Raw genomic sequence first — 21463 nt, forward strand, 5'->3', positions numbered from 1 at the left:
CAGGAAATTATCGAACTAACAATTAAAATATTGCAAAATGTCATACAGAAAAGAACGCCAATTTACACTAACTGGGACTAATTACTCTGATTATGCTGGAATTGATTTTACCGAATTGTCCGTTGCAAAATTAGAACATCTTTGGCGTGAGACTCTTGAGAATGGAATGCATGGGCTTTGCTTTAGTATGTACGAAGATGGGCAAAAACCGGGCGATATAATTACAGAAGATCAGGTTTTTAGACGAATGGAAATTATTAAGCCATATACCAAATGGGTGCGCTCATTTTCTTGTGTTGAAGGAAATGAACATATCCCACGCATTGCACATAAAATGGGGCTTAACACCTTAGTAGGCGCTTGGTTAGGAGATGATCTTGAAATGAATGAAGCAGAAATTGAAAGTTTGATCTCATTGGCGAAAAAAGGTTATGTAGATATAGCGGCTGTTGGTAATGAAGTGATGTATCGCAAAGAATTGACCGAGGAACAATTAATAAAGTATATCAATCGTGTAAAAGAAGCACTACCAGGGATACCCGTGGGATATGTAGATGCATATTACGAATTCTCTCATCGCCCTGGAATTACAGAAGCTTGTGATGTTATTTTAGCAAATTGCTATCCCTATTGGGAAGGTTGTCCACTGGAATATTCATTAAACCATATGAGAGAAATGTATGCACAAGCGGTAGATGCAGGAAAAGGGAAAAAAGTTATTATTACAGAGACAGGTTGGCCAAGTGAAGGTGGTAGTCTTAAGGGTGCCATGGCATCGCCTGAAAATGCCATGAAATATTTCATTAACGCACAAGCGTGGTCTGCAAAAGAAAATATTGATATGTTTTATTTTTCATCCTTTGATGAGTCTTGGAAAACTGGTTCAGAAGGCGATGTTGGCGCATTTTGGGGTCTTTGGGATAAAAATGAAAAATTAAAATTTTAACAATTATTAATTGTAGGATTGATTGATGAAGCTAACCCAAGAATTAAAAATACCATTTGGAAATGCTATTTGCTACTCTGGTTTTCGTGAAGGACAAATGCCGGGAGGAGCGGTTCCTTCTTATGAAGAGATCAAGGAAGATCTTTTAATTCTTCATAAAAATTGGAAATATTTGCGTTTATATGACTGTGATGAGCATGCTCAAATTGTATTAGACGTGATCACACAAGAAAAGCTCGACTTTAAAGTAATGTTGGGAGCATATATCGTAGCTGAGAAGAACAATTTTGGCTGTCCATGGGGTGGGTCCTACTCGGAAGATGTTCTGAAAAAAAATAAAGAAAAAAATATTGAACAAATACATAAACTCATACAAACTGCCAATCGATATCCTGACATTATTTTTTGTTTATCGGCCGGAAATGAAGCGTGTGTAGATTGGACTGATCACTACGTCCCGGTAGAAAGTGTGATTGATTATGTTAGAATGTTAAAAAAAGCGACAAAACAACCTGTTACATTTTGCGAAAACTATGTCCCCTGGCTCAATAAATTGAATAAATTGGTCGATGAATTAGATTTTGTATCCATTCATACGTATCCGGTTTGGGAATATAAACATATACATGATTCATTAAATTACACCAAAGAAAATTATTACGCCGTTGCCAACAAATACCCTAACAAGCCTGTTATTATCACTGAGGCGGGCTGGGCAACTAATTCTAATGGGAAAGGAATAAATCAAGAAAATGTAAGTGAAGAAAATCAGAAAATTTATTATGATGATTTAATAAAATGGACCACAGAACGAAAGATTTTAACTTTTGTTTTTGAGGCTTTCGACGAACCATGGAAAGGATCTAACGACCCATTAGAACCCGAAAAACACTGGGGACTTTTTAAGGAAGATAGGACTCCGAAAAAAGTTATGAAGCACCTTTATTCAAAACTAACAATAAAGTCATAGGAATCTAATGAAAATAGTTTTTTAAAACACTTCATTTAATACCCTACATATCTATACTTTAAATCAATTATACATGCTGAAATATAAATTTAATGAACATGCTACTAATAACCAAAGAGCATAGGGTAAAATTAAAAGTGTAAGCCATTTCATCTCTTTTCTAAAAGAAAATAAAAAAATGAAAACAACTACAGTTAAAGAAATAAGGATAAACATGGCCATATTTACCCAATGTATATTAAAAAAGAAATAATTCCAGCTGATATTTAATAGAACCTGAATTGTAAAGAGTAATTTCAAGGGAAAATCAGTTCTTTTCAAAAAAAGAAAGGCCATATAAACCGAAAAACAAATCATTATTGTTGTCCAGGCAAATCCAAATACCCAACCAGGCGGCGTCCACGGTGCTTTCTCTAAAGAATTATACCACTCTGCCTGTGGCCCGTTATTCATCAATAAGCCACCTAAGGCTAGAGATCCAAAATTGATGAATAAGAAAAGGAGTAAATTTTTAAATAGCTTGTTCACTTATTTGAGATTAACAATTCCACAATCCATTTCTATTACTTGACCACTAATAGATTTGGCTATGGGTGAAGATAAGTAATTTGCCATAGAAGCTACTTCTTCCGGATCTAAAATCTTTTTTAAAGGATGTCTTTCGATCATTTTTTCCATCATAGCATCATTTCTTAATATTGATGACGCCAATGATGTATTTGTGATCGTGGGGGCAACGGCATTAATTCTAATGGTGGGTGCAAATTCTGCCGCAAGTGATTTTACCAATCCTTCTACAGCTCCTTTCGCTGCACCAATACTGGCATGAAAAGTCATGCCCATTTTTACGGCCACTGTACTGAAGAGAATTATACTGGGATCATGACCCTTTTTCAGTACATCGAGATATTTCTGAATTACTCTAACAGCACCAAAAAAATTGATTTCAAGATCATTTTGAAAATCTTTTTGCGATAAACGATTAAAAGGTTTTAAGTTGATACTTCCCGGACAATAAAAGATTTGATCCACTTGATCTAGATTGGGTAACTCGTCACTCAAAATATCGATTTCGAAGTGAGTCAAGTTAGCATGATCCACATTCGGTTTAGAACGACTAAAATTAATCACTCTATTATTATCGATATTAAGAGCAACGAGCCTTTCACCAACTCCTTTACTTCCGCCTACTACGAGAATAGTACGCATGTTTTAAATATCTTTAGGCATTTTGTATAACCGCTTTTCAACTTTACGTTTTATCGCTGTCAAACGCTTCATTAAATCCATTATACTATCATCCTTTTTTTGTTTGTAAATCTCATTGAGAGATAGAATAAGATCTTTTGCTTTTCTAGAAGCAAGTATTCTGTCGTTTGTAGTTTTTAAAGAAAGCTTAGAGCTTTCAAATTCGTAAGCTTGGGCTAAAACATCCATGATTTATTGGTTTATATAGTTATGTAATTCGTTGATTTTTTGAGGATCATTAAAAGCACCTCCGTAGAATGCGGTAACGGTTGCCGATGTTTCATCTTTAATTCCACGAGAAGAAACACATAAATGTTTGGCATCAATAATGACAGCCACATCGTCGGTTTCTAAAATTTCTGATAGCTCCTTCCCTATTTGATTGGTCAACCTTTCCTGAACCTGTGGTCGTTTGGCGTAATATTGAACAATTCTGTTCAATTTTGATAAACCAATTACTTTACCGGAAGAAATATATGCCACATGAGCTTTTCCTATAATCGGTACGAAATGGTGCTCACAATTTGAATAAAAGGTGATATTTTTTTCTACCAACATTTGATTATATCGATATTTATTTTCGAACAAAGCTACTTTTGGTTTATTTTTTGGATTCAAACCTGAAAATATTTCATCGATATACATTTTAGCTACTCTCTGAGGTGTTCCTTTGAGCGAATCGTCTGTTAAATCAAGACCCATAACATCCATTATTTCACCAAAAAGAACTGCAATGATATCCTTTTTTTGTTGATCACTCATGTCGAACGCATCAGGTCTCATCGGGGTTTCCATACCCGTAGAAATATGATCATCACCAAATTCTTCTACAGATAAAAGATTTAAATCGTGTCCGTTTATTTTTTCTAAAATATCTCCGTTGATTTTCATAATTTCTACGTTGTTTAATTATTTTAATTATTTCTTAAACAAATATAATACGTGTTTAACTTATTTCCAAATTTATTAAACAATAATTTATGTTAAATTATTGGTACGCTATCATTTCAAGATATAATTGCTATAGTAAATGAATCAATTGAAGTGGTTATGAGTTGAATGTAAGAAGATGAAGGTTTACAAAAAATGAAGATAAATTAATTATCATAAGTTTCCATTTCTCCAAACCCCATACTATTCAGGTAAAGTCTTTTGGTATTTCGCAATTTTTGTAAAAATGTTTTATTTTCTTTTAATAAACGGTTATTTTGAAATTGAACGAACCTGCCTTGGGCATGAATGCTTAATGAATCAGTTTTATAAATAACCAATTGGTAGTAGGGTATGGCCCAACTATAGTTATAAAGACCCTTGGTTATGTGAAGTATAATTCCTTTGGGCCTTAACTCAATGCTACCATAATTGAGACTGGAGGTAAAGTTTAATACATGATTTAAATTAGGACTCACTTTTTGCACCACCATTCTACCTGAACCAATCCCTCCCATTTTAAAAGCTCTCCATAACGAGAAAGGTTTACCTAGCATATCATTTAAGAGTTCATCGTTATCCTTATTCGTATGTGTTGTATTGAGGACCATTTTTATTCAATTATTCATATAATATTTCTTCGAGCCAAATTTTCTGAAACTTTTGTTCGGGATCATAACGCAGTGCTTGCAAGGGTATATTAAAAGTTCTGTTTCTCGGGTCATTGCCTACCCCGGCAACATACATCCAATTGCCATAATTGCTATGTACATCATAATCAACCAGCATTGATTCGAAATAGGAAGCACCAATTCGCCAATCAAGACCCAGTGTTTTAGTAAAATAGGAAGCGACATTCTGCCTTCCCCTGTTGCTCATCCAACCTGTTCTTTTTAATTCAATCATATTGGCATTCACAAATGGCTCACTTGTCTCTCCTTCAACCCATTGCCTGACTAAATCTTTGTCTTTTTTCCATTTTTTCAACTTACTTTTTATGCCATGAGACGAAAACATTTTGGAGCCATATTTCATCGAAACATATTTAAAATAATCTCTCCAGATCAATTCATAAATAAGCCAAGAGGTGGATTGATTGAGTATGTATCTTTTTTCAAATTTTCTAACGGCCCAGTAGATTGTTCTTGGAGAAACACTGCCATTGGAAAGCCAAGCTGATAATTTGGAACTATAATCTCTACCGATGAGATTGTTTCTTGTCTCTTTGTATTTTCCTAATTTTCCTGATCTGAAGAAATAGTAATCGAGCCGGTTCATGGCATTTTGTTCTCCTCCTTGGAATGGAAAGGCTGATATAGACACAAAGTCAGGTTCGGTAAATCCCATTTCTACTAAAGTAGGAATTACATTTTCTACCTCCAATAAGTTTGCTTCCGGCATTTTTTTAGGCAGCTCTACAACAGGCCTTACTTTACTGTACTTTTCAATATTTTTTCTAAATTCTGTAAAAATATCGGGGATATGATCTAAACCCATGATGATATCATCCGGGTGGACTAAAAATTGATCATAAACTGAAATCATTTGAGCTGCTTCATTCAAACGCTCTTTTAAAGCCTCTTCCACTTTGATTTCTTCTGTGGTCCACTCTTTTTGAAAATAGACCTCCGTAAATCCGTAAATACCGTGCAGCTTGGGTATAATTTTTTCTGGTTTTTCTCTAAAAACCAGAAGGGAAACATTAATTTTATTTAGGTTTGATTTTAATTGGTGAAGGGTTTCTAAAAGAAATTTTGTTCTGAATACATTTGTTTTTATGAAACCATAGGACGATACTTTGAAATGTCTAGGGTCTAAACAATAGACAGCTATTACCTTGTTGGCCTTTTCCATAGCTTTTGCAAGCGACGATTGATCTTTTACCCTAAGATCATTTCTAAACCATACTAGTGCAACTTTGTTTTGTTCCTTTTGCATCTCTCACTACAATATTTTACCTCATTCCAATTCTTTTTCCACTTTTTACGCCATGTAAAGGGCAATTTACAAACGAGACAAATTTTGGATGGTAAGTTAGATTTAGAGTTCATCAATCTACTAACTCACCAAACGTGTCGCCTCAAAATCCTCTGACCAGATGGTATGATCACCAATGCGAATATGATTGGCTTTGAGGTCATGCATTAAATTGTACAATCCAAAAAATGTACGATTGATATATATAAAATGTTTAGACCCTCTATTGCCATTCATATTTTTCACTTCAGTACTTTTAGCGTATTTCGCGCCGAGTTCTGCTATCCGGTTAAAGAAGACCTCATCAGAAAAATCAAATGTTTCTTCATGAAATGGTTTTGTGAACAATAGCATCATTTCATGAAAAACAGAACTAAAAAAATCTATCTCTACCTGTGTATCATCAGATCTCAGAATTTCTAATTCATATAATTTCTGACGAAAAAGTTTCTTGTTATCAAGTATATCTTTTTTTGCCAATTCGAAATAAGGAGTGTAAAAATCTTCAGGAATCTCCTTGATACAGCCAAAATCAAGAGCGATTAATTCTCTATCCTCACTTACTAAGAAATTTCCTGGATGAGGATCAGCATGCACTTTTCTGAGCTGGTGAATCTGAAACATATAAAAATCCCATAGCGCCTGACCTAATTTATTTCTAACTTCTTGAGACTCTTTCAGGGCAACAAATTCGGAAAGATGTACACCATCCATCCAATCCATCGTTAAAATTCTTTCAGAAGAATACTTTTTGTAGTACTTTGGAAATCTTAGATTTGTTATATGTCCGCAAGCTTTTGCGATTTCTTGGCTTTGTTCTAGTTCTAAAATATAATTCGTTTCTTCCTTTAATTTATTTTCTACTTCCAAAAAATATCGGTCTGAACCCTCGCCTTTGATATTGAACATTTTCATCGCAATAGGTTTTACCAATGCCAGATCAGATGAAATACTTTCTGCCACTCCTGGGTATTGAATTTTAACAGCGAGCTTTTTATTTTTTAATTCTGCTTTATGCACTTGACCTATGCTGGCAGCATTAACGGATTGCAAATCAAATTGATCAAATATTTCATTTGGACTTTTTCCAAAGTATTTCTTGAAGGTTTTGACTACCAAAGGTGCAGATAAAGGGGGAACAGAGAACTGCGATAGCGAAAACTTATCTACATAAGCCCTTGGAAGAATATTCTTCTCCATACTTAACATTTGAGCCACTTTCAATGCGCTTCCTTTCAATTTTTTAAGACTGTCATAAATATCTTCAGCATTATTCTCATCCAGTCTTTTTTTAGCAACCTCTTCTGAATTTACTAACTTATCACTGTAATATTTTAAATAATTCACACCAACTTTTGCCCCTGTAGAAACAAGTTTCGAAGCTCTTTGAATTTTGGTGATTGGAATTTTATCTATAGAATTCATAAGCTTATTGAAGTTTTTCTTTCACTAAAAATTTCCCTAAATCGAGTAAGCTTTGTAATGGCTTAACTCCGAGCAAATCGAATGTGGCATTCACAGATTTTTCTATGAAGATATCTGTCTTTTCAAATGACGGAGATTGGTCATCTAACCAAAACTTTAAAGTGAGTAGAAGTTGTATCCAAGCGCCCTCTTCCAATGATTTACTTTGCACTTCCTTCAATCTATCTTTTTTCAAATCTAAAAGATCCCATTCCAGGTTTTTGATAAATTCCTTAAACACTGTACGAAGAGAAGTCAGTTTCTTGATAGCGCCTAGACTATTTTTTTTATCACCTAAACTAGCCATGATATAGCTGCGATTAGCTTTAAGTGTTTCGAAAAAAGTATAATATAAAGTGAGTAATTTATTACGCGTATCAAAATTTACATATTCCTCACTTTTTTCTATCAGGTCTATAGAGTTTTGAAGAAATGTTTTAAAAATATCTCCCTCCAAGGCTTCAAAATTGCCATAAATATTATAAAATTCTGCTTCTGAGAATTGATGCTTTTTTGAAAAACTGTACACTGATTTTGGCGATCCTTCTTCCAAAACAGTTTCCATGTATTTGGAAATAAGGTAGTTCTTTGTTATTGCCTTCTTTTTAGCCATAAAATATTTTTTTGTAAAGATACGGATTTTTTTTATTTGTTTAACTTTTATATTTTTTTGTTAAACATTATTGATTTTTATTATCTCTAAAGAAATATTGTTAAATTTTTATTGATTTGCATTTTTTATTCGTTTCAATGTATTTTTATGTTTTTTTTACTCTTTTTAACAACTTTAGTTGCTTTTTTTATTTATATAATTTGCAATTGACGTATTTTTTTCTACATTCGCCAAAGTTATTTATTCAATTTTTTACTAACATTAAAATGCATTATTTATGAGACAAAAAATTTTGTTCTCCTTTTTAACAATCATTTTTACCACAGTAACTTCACTTTTTGCTCAGCAAATTATCGTGTCTGGAACAATTTCAGATAACGGAGGTGCCGTTATACCTGGAGCGAATGTGCTTGTTAAAGGTACCTCGAACGGTGTCGCCACTGATTTTGACGGTAATTACAGTATTTCTGCAAACCAAGGAGATATCCTGGTGATATCATCTGTCGGTTTTGTATCTCAAGAAATTACGGTAACAGGCTCTTCTTTAAATATTACTTTACAAGAGGATGCAAACATTCTTGAAGAAGTTGTTGTAGTGGGTTATGGAACACAATCAAGAAGAGATTTAACAGGTGCTGTTTCTAGCATCAAGGGAGAAGACATAGCCAGGCAGCCTGTAGCTAGTGTTGATAACGCTCTTCAAGGTCAAGCTGCCGGAGTACTGGTAACAACTCCTTCGGGAACACCTGGTGCCGGTATCAACATTCAGATTAGAGGAACTACTTCGATCTCGGCCGGAAACGAACCTTTATACGTGATAGACGGTATTCCAATGATTCCTGAAGATCTTTCAGGATTATTTACTGGTGGACAAAAGACCAACTCATTAGCCGACATCAATCCTGGTGATATTCAGTCAATTGAAGTTTTAAAAGATGCTTCTGCTACTGCCATTTACGGATCCAGAGGTGCAAATGGTGTTGTTTTAATCACAACCAAAAGAGGTGGTTCAGGAAGATCTAAAATTGATTTTAATACCTACTACGGTTTTCAAAATGTTACCAATGTCATTCAGATGCAGAGTTCAAAACAATTTTTAGAATTGATGGATGAAGCAGCAGCACAAGATAACAGAGATTTTGGTACCGATTATCCTGAAAATTATGTCTCGAGCATATGGGGTTACGATCCTAATGATCCTGACCTTCAAAATACAGATTGGTATGGTGAAATATTTAGAACTGCACCCATTCAAAATTACGATCTATCTATTTCAGGTGGAAACGAAAAAACCAACTACTTTACCTCTATTGCTTATTTTGACCAGGAAGGTGTTCAATTAGGAACTGGTTTTGACAGAATTAGTGGTAGAATGAATATTGATAGTCAGGTAAGTGATAGAATTAAGGTTGGTTCTGGTGTGATGGTAAGTAGAACCAATCAAGACAGAACAATTAATGATAACTCTTTATATGGAGTTGTGATCAATACACTCGCCGCAGATCCTTTGATGCCAGTATACGAATCAGATGGTAGCTATGCCGATCCTTTTAGTTATTTTGGATGGTGGATGCTGGACAACCCCGTATTAGTGGCCAATGAATATTTCAGACAAACCAAAACATCGAGGGTGTTAGGAAATATTTATGCTGAATTGGATATCGCAAAAGGATTAAAATTCAAGACAACCTGGTCTGCAGATTATACCAATTTAGTCGATGAATCGTATACTCCTATTATATCTAGAGAATCAAGAAATGCAGGAGCCAATGGCTTAGGCACTTATGGATCTACAGAAGACCTTACCTGGTTAACTGAGAATTATTTTTCATATGATAAAGTCTTTGGTCAAAAACATACCATCAATGCTATATTAGGAGCTTCATATCAAGCATCTGATAGAGATTTTTCTGATATTTCTGCCCAAGGATTTCCAAATGACCAGTTCACAAAATTATCTGTAGCGGCAAAAGTAACTGCGGCTACAACATCTGGCACAGAATGGGGACTAGCTTCATATTATTTTAGAGGTAACTACAATTACGATGATAGATTCCTTTTAACCTTTACGGGTCGTGCAGATGGTTCGTCAAGATTTGGGTCAAACAATCAATTTGGATTCTTCCCTTCTGGTTCTGCCGCATGGAGATTGAGCAACGAAGATTTTCTAAAGAATTCTAATACCGTTTCTGATCTTAAGATTAGAGCGAGTTATGGTATTACTGGTAATCAAGAAGGAATTAGTAATTTTGCCTCTAGAGGTCTTTACGGTGTAGGTGCTTATCGACAAACTCCTGTTTTGGTACCAACCCAATTGAGCAATTCAAATCTAAGCTGGGAAAACACAAAACAATTTGACGTAGGTATAGATGTTGGCTTATTCAATAATAGACTTTCTTTTACGGCTGATTATTTTGTAAAAAATACTGATGACCTTTTGTTAAGTAGAAATATTCCTGGAATTTCTGGTTTTTCTGGTGTACTAGACAACATTGGCGAAATTGAAAACAGAGGATTTGAATTTTCTTTAAGAGGAGCAATTTTGACCGGGGAATTTACCTGGAGCACAAATTTCAACATTTCATTTATAGAGAATGAGGTGAAGAAATTAGTAGTTGATGAAGAAATATTGAACGATTCTCATATTCTAGCAGAGGGCCAGCCAATTGGTACTTTCTTTTTAATCGACCAAAAGGGAGTTGATCCCGCAACAGGAAATATTATATGGGATGATTTCAATAACGATGGAACCATAAACTCAGGTGACAGACAAATCGTAGGTAATGCACAACCAGACTTTTTTGGTGGTTGGACGAACTCATTCTCTTACAAAGGATTTGATTTAAATTTCTTATTTCAATTTACTGTAGGAAATGAAATTTTCAACCACAGTAGGGCTTTTTATGAAAACCTTGGTTGGAGTAGAATCGGTACAGGATTCCCTCTACCTGATGGGAATAACTATACAGGTGTAAATAAAAGATGGAAAAATCCTGGAGATAGAACAGACATTCCGAGAGCTTCACTAGAGAGCGACAACTGGAGAGAATACTCAACTCGTTGGTTAGAAGATGGTTCTTATTTGCGATTGAAAAATCTTGATTTAGGATATAACCTAAGCAGTAATGCCAGTGAACAAATTGGCTTAAGAAGCTTAAGAATCTACATCCAAGCTCAGAATTTATGGACTTTAACTGATTATACAGGGTTTGATCCTGAGGTTAGTCAAAATGCAAGAAACCCTCTTGTAGCTGGTGCAGATTTTGGAACCCTTCCACAAACAAAGAGCTTCTCTTTAGGTGTTAAAATTGGACTTTAAAAAACATACATGATGAAAAAAATATTTATAACAATTTTATCAGTCATTGCTTTTGGAGCATGTGATGTACTAGATACAGAACCACAAACCTCCTTAGACGGAAATACCGTGTTGGTAGATGCTGCATCGGCAGAGGGAATTCTGTTGGGTGCCTATTCAACAATGCAATCGGATGTATATTATGGAACCGAATATGTCTTAAATATCGACCTAATAGCAGATAATTCTGTATTTGAGGGTTTTTACGATTCGCAAATGGAAATTGATCAAAAAGCAGTTCCTTTTACAAATTTATGGGTAACTGATATTTGGGTATCAATTTACAGAGTCATAAATATGGCTAATTTATTGATTGACGATGTAGACGGTATTGACGATCCTGCATTAGATAGAGATAGAGTTTTTGGAGAAGCTCATGCAGTAAGAGCTTTGGCATATTTCGATTTACTCAGAGTTTATGGTGAACATTTTGATACACAATCGAATTATGGAATTCCTCTTTTGATTAGCTCAATTCCAGACAGTGATTTTAACCAGATTCCTGATTTACCTAGAGCGACTGTAGCCGAGACATATGCTCAAATTTTATCTGATTTAAACACAGCGATAGAGTTAACTGAAGGATCAAGTGATACAGGTACTATGAATTATTGGGCAGCATTGAGCTTGCGCGCAAGAGTAAATCTCTACAAAAAAGATTACCAAGCTGCTTGGGACGATGCTAATGAAGTTATCACTAATGGCCCTTTCTTCTTAGAATCTAATCTTGACAACTTGTATTTTACAACGGAAGCATCTAGCGAATCTATCTTTGAAGTTGAATTTAACGATCAGGATCAAAGTGCTTTTAATACTTATACGATTAGAAGAAATGAGTATAACGTAGATATTTCTTTATTAGAATCATTTGAGGAAGGAGATGCGCGAGCCAATTATTTTACAGTAGCACAAGGCCGAGACAAAACCAATAAGTATTCTGATAACACAAATTCAAATAACACAAAAGTTATTCGTTTGGCAGAGCTTTATCTCATTCGATCTGAAGCTGCTACCATGAATAGCAATGACCCAAATACCGGACTAGATGATCTCAATACGATTAGAAATCGTGCTGGTTTAGGTAGTATTACTTCTATTGCTACTCTAGAAGATTATAAAGACATCATTTTAGCCGAAAGGAGAGCAGAGCTAAATTTTGAAGGACATAGATTCTTTGATTTAGTTAGGCTTGATAAGATCGGTGAAGTACTGGATATGGAAGACTTTAGAAAAGTATTTCCAATTCCAAGAACAGAACTACAAGTGTCACCTGCACTTGTTCAAAATCCAGGTTACGAAAGTAACTAGGTTATTATTGAATATTTCTATTAGAACGAAACCCTGATTTGCTATAAATCAGGGTTTTTTTTAAATTAAAAATTAGGTTGCATTCATTATTGAAACAACTTGAATTAAAGGCAATTCAAAAACATTAAGTAATCTTTAGGCTTTTGGAACTTTATTTAATCTTTTTTCAATTTTTCTTTTGATAAGTGTTAAACGCTTCATCAAATCCATGATCTTTTCATCATTTTTTACTTTGTATTCTTCGTTTAACGATAAGATAAGTGATTTTACTTCTCTCGAAGCCAAGATTCTTTCACTTGTAGTTTTGAATTTGAATCTTCTGTTTTCAAATTCGTGGGCTTGCATGTAAACATCCATTTTGTTTGATTTTTGGGGGTTATTAATCAATTCAACCGCTTCCTGATGTCTAGACGTAAAAAAATAGGTGAATTACAATTTAGATTCAATCTTCGGTTAGGATGAAATAAATTAAAGAAATACTTTTTATTTTTCCAAAATATTTTTCAAAAACATCAAAAAAACCCACTTTAAGCTGCATTTTTAACAAAAATTAAAGAATAAAGACCCCTTAATCTGTAAAAAAAAGTTTGTAAAGTCTTGTTGTAGCTTCTTCTAATTCAATTAAACTTAGATTTCTACTTCTTCTTAACGTTTCTTTACAATCAAAATAAATTAAAATTGTAGGCTCTACGAAAACCTGGCAAAAGGCGGATAATTCCATTGCATCGTTCATATCTATTTCACAAAAATCAATCTTTGGAAAAGATTTATTGTATAAAAATTTAATTTTTGGAAGTATAGACTCGCCAACAGAACAACTTGTCGTTGAAAAATAAAAAAGAACCGCAGGTTTTTCTTGAATAATTCGATTGAATTCATCGATTGAAGTAATGCTGCTTCGCGCCATAATATGTACTTTGAACAAAAATACTACAAATCAAGTCACTATTTTTCAATTTGAATCAATTTTAGTTATCAATTAATTGAGAAAAAAGATGCAATTTGGTAGATTAAAAAAACATATTTGGCTAATTTTACCGCAATAAAAATGTCTTATAATGAGTAATGAAATAGAACAAATTAAATGTCTTATCATAGGTTCTGGACCTGCGGGTTATACAGCTGCAATTTACGCAGCTAGAGCAGATATGAAACCCGTTATGTATACAGGGATGCAAATGGGCGGTCAGCTCACAACCACTACCGAAGTAGATAATTTTCCCGGTTACCCCGATGGAGTTGATGGTAATGCTTTAATGGAAGATCTCAAAAAACAAGCAGAAAGATTTGATACAGAAGTTAGATTTGGCGTTGTGACCGGGGTAGAATTTAATAAGAAAGTTGGCGGAATGCACAAAGTGACAGTAGATGGATCTAAGGTTATCGAAGCAAAAACAGTCATTATATCTACTGGTGCTACTGCAAAATATCTCAATATTCCGAGTGAGCAAAAGCTGATTGGAGGAGGCGTAAGTGCTTGTGCTACTTGCGATGGTTTTTTCTACAAAGGTCAAGATGTAGTTGTGGTTGGGGCCGGAGATACTGCTGCAGAAGAAGCGACCTACCTTGCCAATATATGTAAGAAAGTTACTGTTTTAGTGCGGAAAGATTACATGCGTGCATCAAAAGCGATGCAGCACCGTGTAAACAATACGCCAAACATTGAAGTGAAATTTAATACAGAAATTGATGAAGTTTTAGGCGAAAATGTTGTTGAAGGTGTACGTGTTTTCAATAATATTACGAATGAAAAATCTGAAATTCCAGTAACCGGTGTCTTTATTGCTATCGGACATAAACCAAATACCGACATCTTTAAAGGTGTTTTAGAAATGGATGACGTTGGATACTTAATTACAAAAGGAAAGACAACAAAGACTAATTTACCTGGTATTTTCGCTTGTGGAGATGTTCAAGATAAGGAATATAGACAAGCTGTTACCGCTGCAGGTACTGGATGTATGGCTGCATTAGATGCTGAAAGATATCTTGGTTCTTTGATCTAATTGTGGACGATATTAATTATTATAATTAGTAAAGCCCGGTACAACCGGGCTTTCTCTTATAAAAAAAACCGTTGGTCAACAACGGTTTTCTTCAAATCAACACCCCTCAAAATGTTAATTTGGCATTACTACAGTATCAATAGCATGAATAATACCGTTTGAGGCATCAACATCCGCAATGACTACAGTAGAATGGTTTCCTTTTGTATCCATCAGATGTACTTTCCCATCATTCAGTGAGGCCGTTAATGAATCTCCATTCACCGTTTTAATGACAAATTTTCCGTTATTATCATTAATCGCTTTAACAACCTGAGCAGCATCAAACTTGCCGGCTACCACATGGTAAGTAAGGATAGATGTCAAAGCTGCCTTATTTTCTGGTTTCAATAAATACTCTACTGTACCGGCAGGAAGCTTCGCAAAGGCACTATTTACTGGAGCAAATACTGTAAATGGTCCGTTCCCGCTCAATGTTTCAACTAATCCAGCGGCCTTCACAGCTGCAACAAGTGTGGTAAAGTTATCATTACCAATTGCTACACCAACAATGTTAGGTGGAACTTCTGATTTTGAAGGATCGAGCGTACTACGCTCTGACTTTTGACTAACCTTGATTGGGTTTTCGTGCGCAAATGATGAAGTGACAAGACCCAACGATAAGGCTAATGATAAGATAAAATGCTTGGTTTTCATAAGAATAGGTTTTAAATTTATACAAAGATACACCACCTATTCCTTCCAAAATATTATTTTTGTTTAATCTTTTGTTAAATTTATTAAACACTTAGATTGAAACCCATTGGTCTATTCTGAAATAATTTTGCAATTCGTAACGTCCATTTCCAATTTTGCATTTTTAGGAATTCTTATTTTCAACGTATAATTCGCTTTTGGCATTTTATTTCTTTTTTCAATAATTCTTTTAATTTCACGATCTCTTTCTTCTAATTCTAGCTCTCTTTGCGCCATTTCTTTTTCTATTCTTTTTTCATGTGCCTTGATCACATCTCTATGTTGCTCTTCTATTTTTCTTTGAAGTTCCTCTTGTTTTCTCAAAAACTCCTCATTCTCCTTCAACGATTTCTCTATTTTTTTAAACTTTTCCTTATTTTTTTCTTGCCACTCTTTCATGTACGCTTTGTCATTTTGAAATTTTTCAAAATCAAAGAAAATAGTATCAGAATCGAAATCAAATTGAAAATCAAAATCTTCAAACATATCCGTCATTTCAGGTATCATAGGCATCACCAATTCATCTATCATTTCCGGTAACATCACAAATTGTTCTGACATAATCGCCCATTCATCGCCAGGAGCAAAGGCAAATTCATGTTTAGAATTGTGCTTCGACTCAATTTCAATATTATTTCCCGTTTTACTCACATGGATATCCCAACCTTTCATTATTTTATCTTCTTCTTCATTTGAAAAAGGTCCACCAGCTACCACGCCTTCAATTTCCACCTTGTTTTGGTTCCAGCGTTCTATTTGTATTTCTTGATTTACAGCTTTTAAATTTATTTCAGCATTATTTTTAACACTGTAATTCTGAATAGGTAAATTAATTTTCGATTGTTGGGCTGTGATTGAATTGATTAGAAAAATAAATATCAATACGACTAAATTATGCTGTTTTACTTTCATTTGATTTCAATTTATAAAGTTCATTTTTTAATTCTAACATAAGGGTCAAACGTATTTGGAGGTTATCTATTAGCGCATTGATCAAAGTCTCATCAACTTGGTCTTTTTGTAACTTTTGAGATAATCGTTTGTAATCTTGGGTCAGTTCATTTAGTTTCACCAAGTATTTGCTCAATATTTCTTTACCTTCCTCATCAACATCTAAATTGGCGAGTTGAAAATTGATGGCAGTGATATAGTAATTCTCAATTTTTTTTAATTCTGGTGAAAAATCGCCGACAGAAACAAATTTATTGTTTTCTTGCCCCTTTTTAAATTCAGTTCTCGATGAGAATTGATAGAGGCCTAAACTAAATATGAGTACAACAGATGCTGCAACCAAAAAGGGTTTGAAGACCCTTTTACGATGAAATGCACGATCAAGTTTACCTTCAAATTCAATTTTATGATTTTCGGGTAAAACTCTATTTTCGCTATTGTTTCTAATAATTTCCCTTACATCCATAGTTAATTTTCTTTTAATAATTTCAGTAATTTTTCTTTACCTCTAGCTAGTTTGGTTCTGGAATTCACTTCTGATATCATTAAAATTTCAGATATTTCGGAATGATCATAACCCTCTAGTAAATATAGCTTAACCACATGCTTATAACTTTGCGGCAATTCATCGATCGCTCGAATTACTTTCTTATAGGTAGTTTCATCTGGCACTTGCCAATCGTCCTGGTCTATTAGTGTTAAACTGACATTTTCAATCGGTATTTCATCTATTTTTTTTGCCTTCAAAACATCCAAACAAGTATTTACAATAATTCTTTTTAACCAAGCTCCAAATGAGGCTTGATTGTTGAAACTTTCTATATGCGTAAAAGCTTTAATAAAACCATCTTGCATGGCATCTTGAGCTGCAGCCCCCTCGGGTAAATACCTCGCAGCAATATGATACATTGCCGAGCAATATTGATCGTACAATTGCAATTGAGACCTTCGATCGTTTTTCTTGCATTTTTCTACCAGCAAATTGATTTCTGCCGCTTCACTCATTTTTTGTCTGTTCTCTTATAAATACGATGAAGAATAAAGTGTGTTGCACTTTTAGAAATTTTTAACTTTTTAAAAGATACAAACTATAGAAACAAAAAAAGGAGGAAATAAATTCTCCTCCTTTTATCAACTATATTTTCTTAAATTACTCTAGAATTTCTAATTCAAAAATTAAATCTGCATTGGGCGGAATTGCACTTCCTGAGCCCTGCTCTCCATATCCCAAATGAGAAGGAATCAATAGCAACACTTTATCGCCATAGTTCATCTGTAACAAGCCTTCTCTAAACCCAGCTATTAATCTGGCATCCGGACTATAGTCCATAGGAAAAGGTTCATATCCTTGCATATCATCTCTGCGCTTATCGTATTTGCCATTTTTCTTAGCAATTTCACGATTGTTGGAATCAAAAAGATCTCCTGTCTGGAAATATCCTGCGTAAAAAACATTTACTTTGCTGCCAACAGTAGGTTTTTTATCCGAACCTTCTTTAATTTTTATAATTTTTAAACCCGAGGGCATCACAACAGCGGTTGCTTCTTTTTCTTTAACTAAGTTGAGTAATTCAGCTTTTACCCTTTCTTTTGCTGCCTCTTCTTCTTTCTTTTTCTCAATTACGCCCGAGAAATAATCTTCAAATTCTTTTGCCGCATCAAAATTTTCTGCCTCCTTTCCAACTCGAATAATTTCAACTTTCTCGATTACATCATTTTTTTGAATTGTATCTACAACATCCTGCCCAACTACTACATGGCCGAAAACTGAGTGTCTTCCGTCTAAAAATTGGGCCTCTTTAAATGTAATAAAAAACTGGCTCCCGTTAGAATCTGGCCCTCCGTTTGCCATAGATAAAACACCAGCCCTATCATGAGACAATAAAATATTACCCTCGTCATCAACAGGAAATTCATCCTCAAATCTATAACCCGGATCGCCAGTTCCGTTACCTCTTGGGTCGCCGCCTTGCAAAATAAAATCAGGTACTACTCTGTGAAAAATTAATCCGTTGTAAAATGGTTTTCCTTTAAATTCTTCTGCTACAAAAGGGTTGGTTCCTTCTGCCAATGAAACGAAATTGGCCACAGTTATGGGTGTATTGACATATTCCAAATACAATAAAATATCTCCCTTACTTGTTTGAACATCTGCGTATAATCCATCCGATAAATCCGGATATTTAGCTGTTTTACAAGATGAAAGTATAACAACCAACATTAAAAAACTTAATCTTAGCACGTTTTTCATAAATCTAATCACTTTTATTCTTAATAATTTTTTTGAGTTTTACTTTGTAGATAAGAGGTTCATTCGGATTTATACCTTCTGCCCCACTATAACCATAAGCCTTATGAGATGGAAATAGAAAAGTAACCGTTTCACCTTCTTTCATCAGTTTAATTCCGTCCTGTAAACCTGTAATAAGTTCTTGTTTATCTACGATATAAGACTGATCTCCAATCTGGCTTTCATTAAACACAATAGAATCATTTATTCTTTTTACTTCATAGGTAAACAATACTTCATCTCCGGTCTCTGGTAGACTTGCGGTTAAACTATCCTTTTGATTATAGAAATACCAAAAACCAAAATCAGAAGTTATATAATTGTTGACGCTGTCTTTTTGCAGCTTTAGTCGTAGAATTTCCTCTTCTAACTGATTGATCTTTTGATTTCTTTCAATTGATTCTTTCATAAAAGTACTTGTCTTGCGAATAACCGGTTTTCTTGGCTCGGCCTTATTGCAAGAAAAGAGTAACAATACACTAAAAAGTAATATGACAATCCTATTCATGGCAGGCTAATAATGAATCTTTATATTCTGGTAAAATGGCAATAAAATTATCGACAGTATCTTTTAAATTGACATCACTTCTTCCTCCTGCGGCATTGATGTGACCACCTCCGTTAAAATGATCTCGTGCTAATTCGTTTACATTAAAATCTCCTGTTGAACGAAAAGAAATCTTGATAATATTTTGTTGTTTATCTTCGATGAAAATGGCTGCTAACACAACATTAGTGAGTGACAATGCATAATTCACAAAACCCTCTGTATCTCCTTTTTGATAGTTGCATTGTTTTAATTCGTAATTTTTTAATGTGATAAAAGCGGTTCGGTATTCTTTTAGATATACCATATTTTTAAGCGCTTTTCCCAGAAGCTTTAATCGGCTGATAGAATTTTCATGAATTTCTCTATATACTTGCGTATGTTCAACGCCCAAATCCAATAAATCACCAACAATTCTATGGGTATCTCCGTTAGTATTAGAAAATCTGAATGATCCTGTATCTGTAAGAATTCCGGTATAAATACATGTGGATATATCCTTATCTAGATAGTTTTTCCACCCCATCTGAATCGTCCATTGATAAATCAATTGACTTGTAGAACAAATATTTGGATCTACATAACTATATTTGGCATATTGATCTGGATCTTGGTGATGATCTATCATGATATAAACAGGATCTATATCCGACAAAACCTTTTCCATATCCGGGCCAACTCTATTAAGCGCGTTAAAATCTAGTGTAAAAACTATATCTGCTTTTTGTAGAATTTCTTTTGCAATTTCTGTCTGTTCTTCAAAAATCACAATCTGATTTTGCCCAGGCATCCATTTTAAAAAATTGGGACAATCATTTGGAGATACAACTGTTGTATGATGACCTAATTTTTTTAGTAAATGAGATAAAGCAAGACAAGAACCATAGGCATCACCGTCCGGGTTTCTATGCGAAACAATAGCTATGTTTCGCGAGTCTGCGAGCAATTTTTTTACTTCTTCAATTTGCTTTTCATGCATAGGTTGCGAATATACAATAAAAATAAAATTTCATTTAAAAACTCATCGTTTTATGTAATTTTACTCCACCTGAAAATATTGTAGCATGTCTTTGAAAAATTATTTCGCCATTATTTTACTAATTTCTGTAACATCTTGTACATCGCAAAAAAACAAAATTTTTGATTTCATCATTGCCTTTGGATCTTGCAACAACCAATTTTTAGTTAATAATTTATGGAATGAAATTGACAAACATCAACCCAATATTTTTATTTGGGGAGGAGATGTGATTTATTCTGATACCGATAGCCCGGAAATCATGGCTAAAAATTACGACATACTCTTGCAAAATGAGTCCTACAAAATGTTTCGCAAGAAATACGAAATTCTAGGTACTTGGGATGATCACGATTATGGGCAAAATGATGGTGGCTTAAATTATCCCATGAAAGATCAGTCCCAAGAATTGTTTTTAGATTTTTTAGAGGTGCCCGATAACGATCAGCGTAGAGCACAAAAAGGCATTTATTTTTCAGAACAATATCTCGTTCAAGATAAAATAATCAAGGTTATTATTTTGGATACGAGGTACTTCCGATCCGATCTTAAAAAGTCGAGTGATCAAAAAAAAAGATATGTTCCCGCTAAAGGTGGCACTATGCTTGGAGAAAAACAATGGGAATGGTTAGCAAATGAATTGAATAACTCGAATGCTGATTTTCATGTTATTATGAGTAGTGTACAAGTTTGGTCTAACCAACATGGTTTTGAAACTTGGGGAAATATGCCCGATGAGGTTAAAAAATTAGATCTACTTTTAAGCAGCTCAAAGGCCAAAAATATTATCCTATTATCTGGAGATCGTCATATATCTGAGATTTCGGCAAAAAATATTCAAGGGATGAATTACCCGGTAATCGATTTTACGTCAAGTGGCATGACCCATGCATACACCTCATTTACAGGTGAACCAAATCCTTATAGACTGGGTGAAGTTGTATTTCAAAATAGTTTTGGTATACTTCAATTTGACCTTGATAAAAATGAGGTTTTGATGGAAATTCGAGGAGAAAATAACGAACTTTTACAATCGCATTCTCAAAGCTATCCAAAATAAAAAGCAATTTACTTGCTTAGATAAGTAGTTTTCAGGTATTTT

Annotated in this window: 24 protein-coding genes; 6 read left to right on the forward strand and 18 right to left on the reverse strand. The window is 34.2% G+C overall.

Going from position 1 to position 21463, the window contains the following annotated elements:
* Positions 1-37 precede the first annotated feature (37 nt).
* Together ACFQ39_RS13060 and ACFQ39_RS13065 are read left to right on the forward strand one after the other, a co-directional pair.
* Positions 38-946: a glycoside hydrolase family 17 protein gene (locus ACFQ39_RS13060; protein WP_377179629.1), complete on the forward strand. Its 909-nt coding sequence runs from the start codon at positions 38-40 to the stop codon at positions 944-946.
* Positions 947-971: 25 nt separating this feature from the next.
* Entirely contained in the window at positions 972-1916 is a 945-nt protein-coding gene (locus tag ACFQ39_RS13065) for a glycoside hydrolase family 17 protein (protein ID WP_377179631.1), read from the forward strand.
* A 63-nt stretch (positions 1917-1979) separates the two neighbouring features.
* On the opposite strand, the gene ACFQ39_RS13070 is transcribed toward ACFQ39_RS13065, so the two are convergent.
* The 9 genes from ACFQ39_RS13070 to ACFQ39_RS13110 all read right to left on the reverse strand — a co-directional run bounded on the left by ACFQ39_RS13070 (position 1980) and on the right by ACFQ39_RS13110 (position 8148).
* Positions 1980-2444: a TspO/MBR family protein gene (locus ACFQ39_RS13070; RefSeq protein WP_377179633.1), complete on the reverse strand. Its 465-nt coding sequence runs from the start codon at positions 2442-2444 to the stop codon at positions 1980-1982.
* Entirely contained in the window at positions 2445-3125 is a 681-nt protein-coding gene (locus ACFQ39_RS13075; protein ID WP_377179635.1) for an SDR family NAD(P)-dependent oxidoreductase, read from the reverse strand.
* Positions 3126-3128: 3 nt separating this feature from the next.
* Positions 3129-3353 (reverse strand): hypothetical protein, encoded by a 225-nt coding sequence (locus ACFQ39_RS13080; RefSeq protein ID WP_377179637.1) that lies wholly within the window; start codon positions 3351-3353, stop codon positions 3129-3131.
* A 3-nt stretch (positions 3354-3356) separates the two neighbouring features.
* Positions 3357-4055, reverse strand: a complete 699-nt coding sequence (gene folE, locus ACFQ39_RS13085; RefSeq protein ID WP_377179639.1) for a GTP cyclohydrolase I FolE — start codon at positions 4053-4055, stop codon at positions 3357-3359.
* A 206-nt stretch (positions 4056-4261) separates the two neighbouring features.
* Positions 4262-4705, reverse strand: coding sequence for a hypothetical protein (locus ACFQ39_RS13090; RefSeq protein WP_377179641.1), 444 nt, complete (start codon positions 4703-4705; stop codon positions 4262-4264).
* A gap of 10 nt (positions 4706-4715) precedes the next feature.
* Positions 4716-6032: a DASH family cryptochrome gene (locus ACFQ39_RS13095; RefSeq protein ID WP_377179643.1), complete on the reverse strand. Its 1317-nt coding sequence runs from the start codon at positions 6030-6032 to the stop codon at positions 4716-4718.
* The gene (locus ACFQ39_RS13100) at positions 6002-6145 is read right to left on the reverse strand and encodes a DUF2256 domain-containing protein (RefSeq protein ID WP_377179645.1); all 144 of its coding nucleotides are present in this window, start codon (positions 6143-6145) and stop codon (positions 6002-6004) included. Before ACFQ39_RS13100 ends, ACFQ39_RS13095 begins: the two co-directional genes overlap by 31 nt.
* Positions 6146-6152: 7 nt before the next feature.
* Positions 6153-7496: an ABC1 kinase family protein gene (locus tag ACFQ39_RS13105; protein ID WP_377179647.1), complete on the reverse strand. Its 1344-nt coding sequence runs from the start codon at positions 7494-7496 to the stop codon at positions 6153-6155.
* A 4-nt stretch (positions 7497-7500) separates the two neighbouring features.
* Entirely contained in the window at positions 7501-8148 is a 648-nt protein-coding gene (locus tag ACFQ39_RS13110) for a TetR family transcriptional regulator C-terminal domain-containing protein (protein WP_377179649.1), read from the reverse strand.
* A 277-nt stretch (positions 8149-8425) separates the two neighbouring features.
* On the opposite strand from ACFQ39_RS13110, the gene ACFQ39_RS13115 reads away from it, so the two are divergent.
* Together ACFQ39_RS13115 and ACFQ39_RS13120 are read left to right on the forward strand one after the other, a co-directional pair.
* Entirely contained in the window at positions 8426-11467 is a 3042-nt protein-coding gene (locus ACFQ39_RS13115; RefSeq protein WP_377179651.1) for a SusC/RagA family TonB-linked outer membrane protein, read from the forward strand.
* A gap of 9 nt (positions 11468-11476) precedes the next feature.
* Complete coding sequence (locus ACFQ39_RS13120; RefSeq protein ID WP_377179653.1) at positions 11477-12814, forward strand: RagB/SusD family nutrient uptake outer membrane protein; 1338 nt, start codon at positions 11477-11479, stop codon at positions 12812-12814.
* A 135-nt stretch (positions 12815-12949) separates the two neighbouring features.
* On the opposite strand, the gene ACFQ39_RS13125 is transcribed toward ACFQ39_RS13120, so the two are convergent.
* On the reverse strand, positions 12950-13171 hold the full coding sequence (locus ACFQ39_RS13125) for a hypothetical protein (RefSeq protein WP_377179655.1): 222 nt from the start codon (positions 13169-13171) through the stop codon (positions 12950-12952).
* A 211-nt stretch (positions 13172-13382) separates the two neighbouring features.
* Positions 13383-13721 carry a thioredoxin family protein gene (locus ACFQ39_RS13130; protein WP_377179657.1) on the reverse strand — a complete coding sequence of 113 codons (339 nt, stop codon included), beginning with the start codon at positions 13719-13721 and terminating at the stop codon, positions 13383-13385.
* Positions 13722-13872: 151 nt separating this feature from the next.
* Between ACFQ39_RS13130 and trxB the strand changes: the two genes are divergently transcribed.
* Complete coding sequence (trxB, locus tag ACFQ39_RS13135; protein WP_377179659.1) at positions 13873-14820, forward strand: thioredoxin-disulfide reductase; 948 nt, start codon at positions 13873-13875, stop codon at positions 14818-14820.
* A gap of 114 nt (positions 14821-14934) precedes the next feature.
* Here trxB and ACFQ39_RS13140 read toward each other — a convergent pair whose 3' ends face one another.
* The 7 genes from ACFQ39_RS13140 to ACFQ39_RS13170 form a co-directional block, all read right to left on the reverse strand.
* Positions 14935-15516 (reverse strand): fasciclin domain-containing protein, encoded by a 582-nt coding sequence (locus ACFQ39_RS13140; RefSeq protein WP_377179661.1) that lies wholly within the window; start codon positions 15514-15516, stop codon positions 14935-14937.
* Positions 15517-15627: 111 nt separating this feature from the next.
* On the reverse strand, positions 15628-16467 hold the full coding sequence (locus tag ACFQ39_RS13145) for a hypothetical protein (protein WP_377179663.1): 840 nt from the start codon (positions 16465-16467) through the stop codon (positions 15628-15630).
* Positions 16448-16972 (reverse strand): hypothetical protein, encoded by a 525-nt coding sequence (locus tag ACFQ39_RS13150; RefSeq protein ID WP_377179665.1) that lies wholly within the window; start codon positions 16970-16972, stop codon positions 16448-16450. The genes ACFQ39_RS13145 and ACFQ39_RS13150 overlap by 20 nt, the downstream gene beginning before the upstream one ends.
* 2 nt (positions 16973-16974) lie before the next feature.
* Positions 16975-17511 (reverse strand): RNA polymerase sigma factor, encoded by a 537-nt coding sequence (locus ACFQ39_RS13155; RefSeq protein WP_377179667.1) that lies wholly within the window; start codon positions 17509-17511, stop codon positions 16975-16977.
* A 145-nt stretch (positions 17512-17656) separates the two neighbouring features.
* A complete protein-coding gene (locus tag ACFQ39_RS13160; RefSeq protein ID WP_377179669.1) occupies positions 17657-18757 on the reverse strand; it encodes a peptidylprolyl isomerase in 1101 nt (366 codons plus the stop codon).
* 4 nt (positions 18758-18761) lie between these two features.
* Positions 18762-19304: a gliding motility-associated peptidyl-prolyl isomerase GldI gene (gldI, locus tag ACFQ39_RS13165; RefSeq protein WP_377179671.1), complete on the reverse strand. Its 543-nt coding sequence runs from the start codon at positions 19302-19304 to the stop codon at positions 18762-18764.
* Positions 19297-20322, reverse strand: a complete 1026-nt coding sequence (locus tag ACFQ39_RS13170) for a DHH family phosphoesterase (protein ID WP_377179673.1) — start codon at positions 20320-20322, stop codon at positions 19297-19299. The genes gldI and ACFQ39_RS13170 overlap by 8 nt, the downstream gene beginning before the upstream one ends.
* An 85-nt stretch (positions 20323-20407) precedes the next feature.
* Here ACFQ39_RS13170 and ACFQ39_RS13175 point away from each other — a divergent pair, with 85 nt between their 5' ends.
* On the forward strand, positions 20408-21421 hold the full coding sequence (locus ACFQ39_RS13175; protein ID WP_377179675.1) for an alkaline phosphatase D family protein: 1014 nt from the start codon (positions 20408-20410) through the stop codon (positions 21419-21421).
* The last annotated feature ends 42 nt before the right edge of the window (positions 21422-21463 follow it).

This window comes from Namhaeicola litoreus (genome assembly GCF_042679565.1).
In the GTDB taxonomy this organism is placed as follows: domain Bacteria; phylum Bacteroidota; class Bacteroidia; order Flavobacteriales; family Flavobacteriaceae; genus Namhaeicola; species Namhaeicola litoreus.

Coding starts and splice junctions, on each gene's coding strand:
- ACFQ39_RS13060 (WP_377179629.1), top strand. CDS start 38: ATGTCATACAGAAAAGAACGCCAATTTACACTAACTGGGACTAATTAC.
- ACFQ39_RS13065 (WP_377179631.1), top strand. CDS start 972: ATGAAGCTAACCCAAGAATTAAAAATACCATTTGGAAATGCTATTTGC.
- ACFQ39_RS13075 (WP_377179635.1), bottom strand. CDS start 3,125: ATGCGTACTATTCTCGTAGTAGGCGGAAGTAAAGGAGTTGGTGAAAGG.
- ACFQ39_RS13080 (WP_377179637.1), bottom strand. CDS start 3,353: ATGGATGTTTTAGCCCAAGCTTACGAATTTGAAAGCTCTAAGCTTTCT.
- folE (WP_377179639.1), bottom strand. CDS start 4,055: ATGAAAATCAACGGAGATATTTTAGAAAAAATAAACGGACACGATTTA.
- ACFQ39_RS13090 (WP_377179641.1), bottom strand. CDS start 4,705: ATGGTCCTCAATACAACACATACGAATAAGGATAACGATGAACTCTTA.
- ACFQ39_RS13095 (WP_377179643.1), bottom strand. CDS start 6,032: ATGCAAAAGGAACAAAACAAAGTTGCACTAGTATGGTTTAGAAATGAT.
- ACFQ39_RS13100 (WP_377179645.1), bottom strand. CDS start 6,145: ATGAACTCTAAATCTAACTTACCATCCAAAATTTGTCTCGTTTGTAAA.
- ACFQ39_RS13105 (WP_377179647.1), bottom strand. CDS start 7,496: ATGAATTCTATAGATAAAATTCCAATCACCAAAATTCAAAGAGCTTCG.
- ACFQ39_RS13110 (WP_377179649.1), bottom strand. CDS start 8,148: ATGGCTAAAAAGAAGGCAATAACAAAGAACTACCTTATTTCCAAATAC.
- ACFQ39_RS13115 (WP_377179651.1), top strand. CDS start 8,426: ATGAGACAAAAAATTTTGTTCTCCTTTTTAACAATCATTTTTACCACA.
- ACFQ39_RS13120 (WP_377179653.1), top strand. CDS start 11,477: ATGATGAAAAAAATATTTATAACAATTTTATCAGTCATTGCTTTTGGA.
- ACFQ39_RS13125 (WP_377179655.1), bottom strand. CDS start 13,171: ATGGATGTTTACATGCAAGCCCACGAATTTGAAAACAGAAGATTCAAA.
- ACFQ39_RS13130 (WP_377179657.1), bottom strand. CDS start 13,721: ATGGCGCGAAGCAGCATTACTTCAATCGATGAATTCAATCGAATTATT.
- trxB (WP_377179659.1), top strand. CDS start 13,873: ATGAGTAATGAAATAGAACAAATTAAATGTCTTATCATAGGTTCTGGA.
- ACFQ39_RS13140 (WP_377179661.1), bottom strand. CDS start 15,516: ATGAAAACCAAGCATTTTATCTTATCATTAGCCTTATCGTTGGGTCTT.
- ACFQ39_RS13145 (WP_377179663.1), bottom strand. CDS start 16,467: ATGAAAGTAAAACAGCATAATTTAGTCGTATTGATATTTATTTTTCTA.
- ACFQ39_RS13150 (WP_377179665.1), bottom strand. CDS start 16,972: ATGGATGTAAGGGAAATTATTAGAAACAATAGCGAAAATAGAGTTTTA.
- ACFQ39_RS13155 (WP_377179667.1), bottom strand. CDS start 17,511: ATGAGTGAAGCGGCAGAAATCAATTTGCTGGTAGAAAAATGCAAGAAA.
- ACFQ39_RS13160 (WP_377179669.1), bottom strand. CDS start 18,757: ATGAAAAACGTGCTAAGATTAAGTTTTTTAATGTTGGTTGTTATACTT.
- gldI (WP_377179671.1), bottom strand. CDS start 19,304: ATGAATAGGATTGTCATATTACTTTTTAGTGTATTGTTACTCTTTTCT.
- ACFQ39_RS13170 (WP_377179673.1), bottom strand. CDS start 20,322: ATGCATGAAAAGCAAATTGAAGAAGTAAAAAAATTGCTCGCAGACTCG.
- ACFQ39_RS13175 (WP_377179675.1), top strand. CDS start 20,408: ATGTCTTTGAAAAATTATTTCGCCATTATTTTACTAATTTCTGTAACA.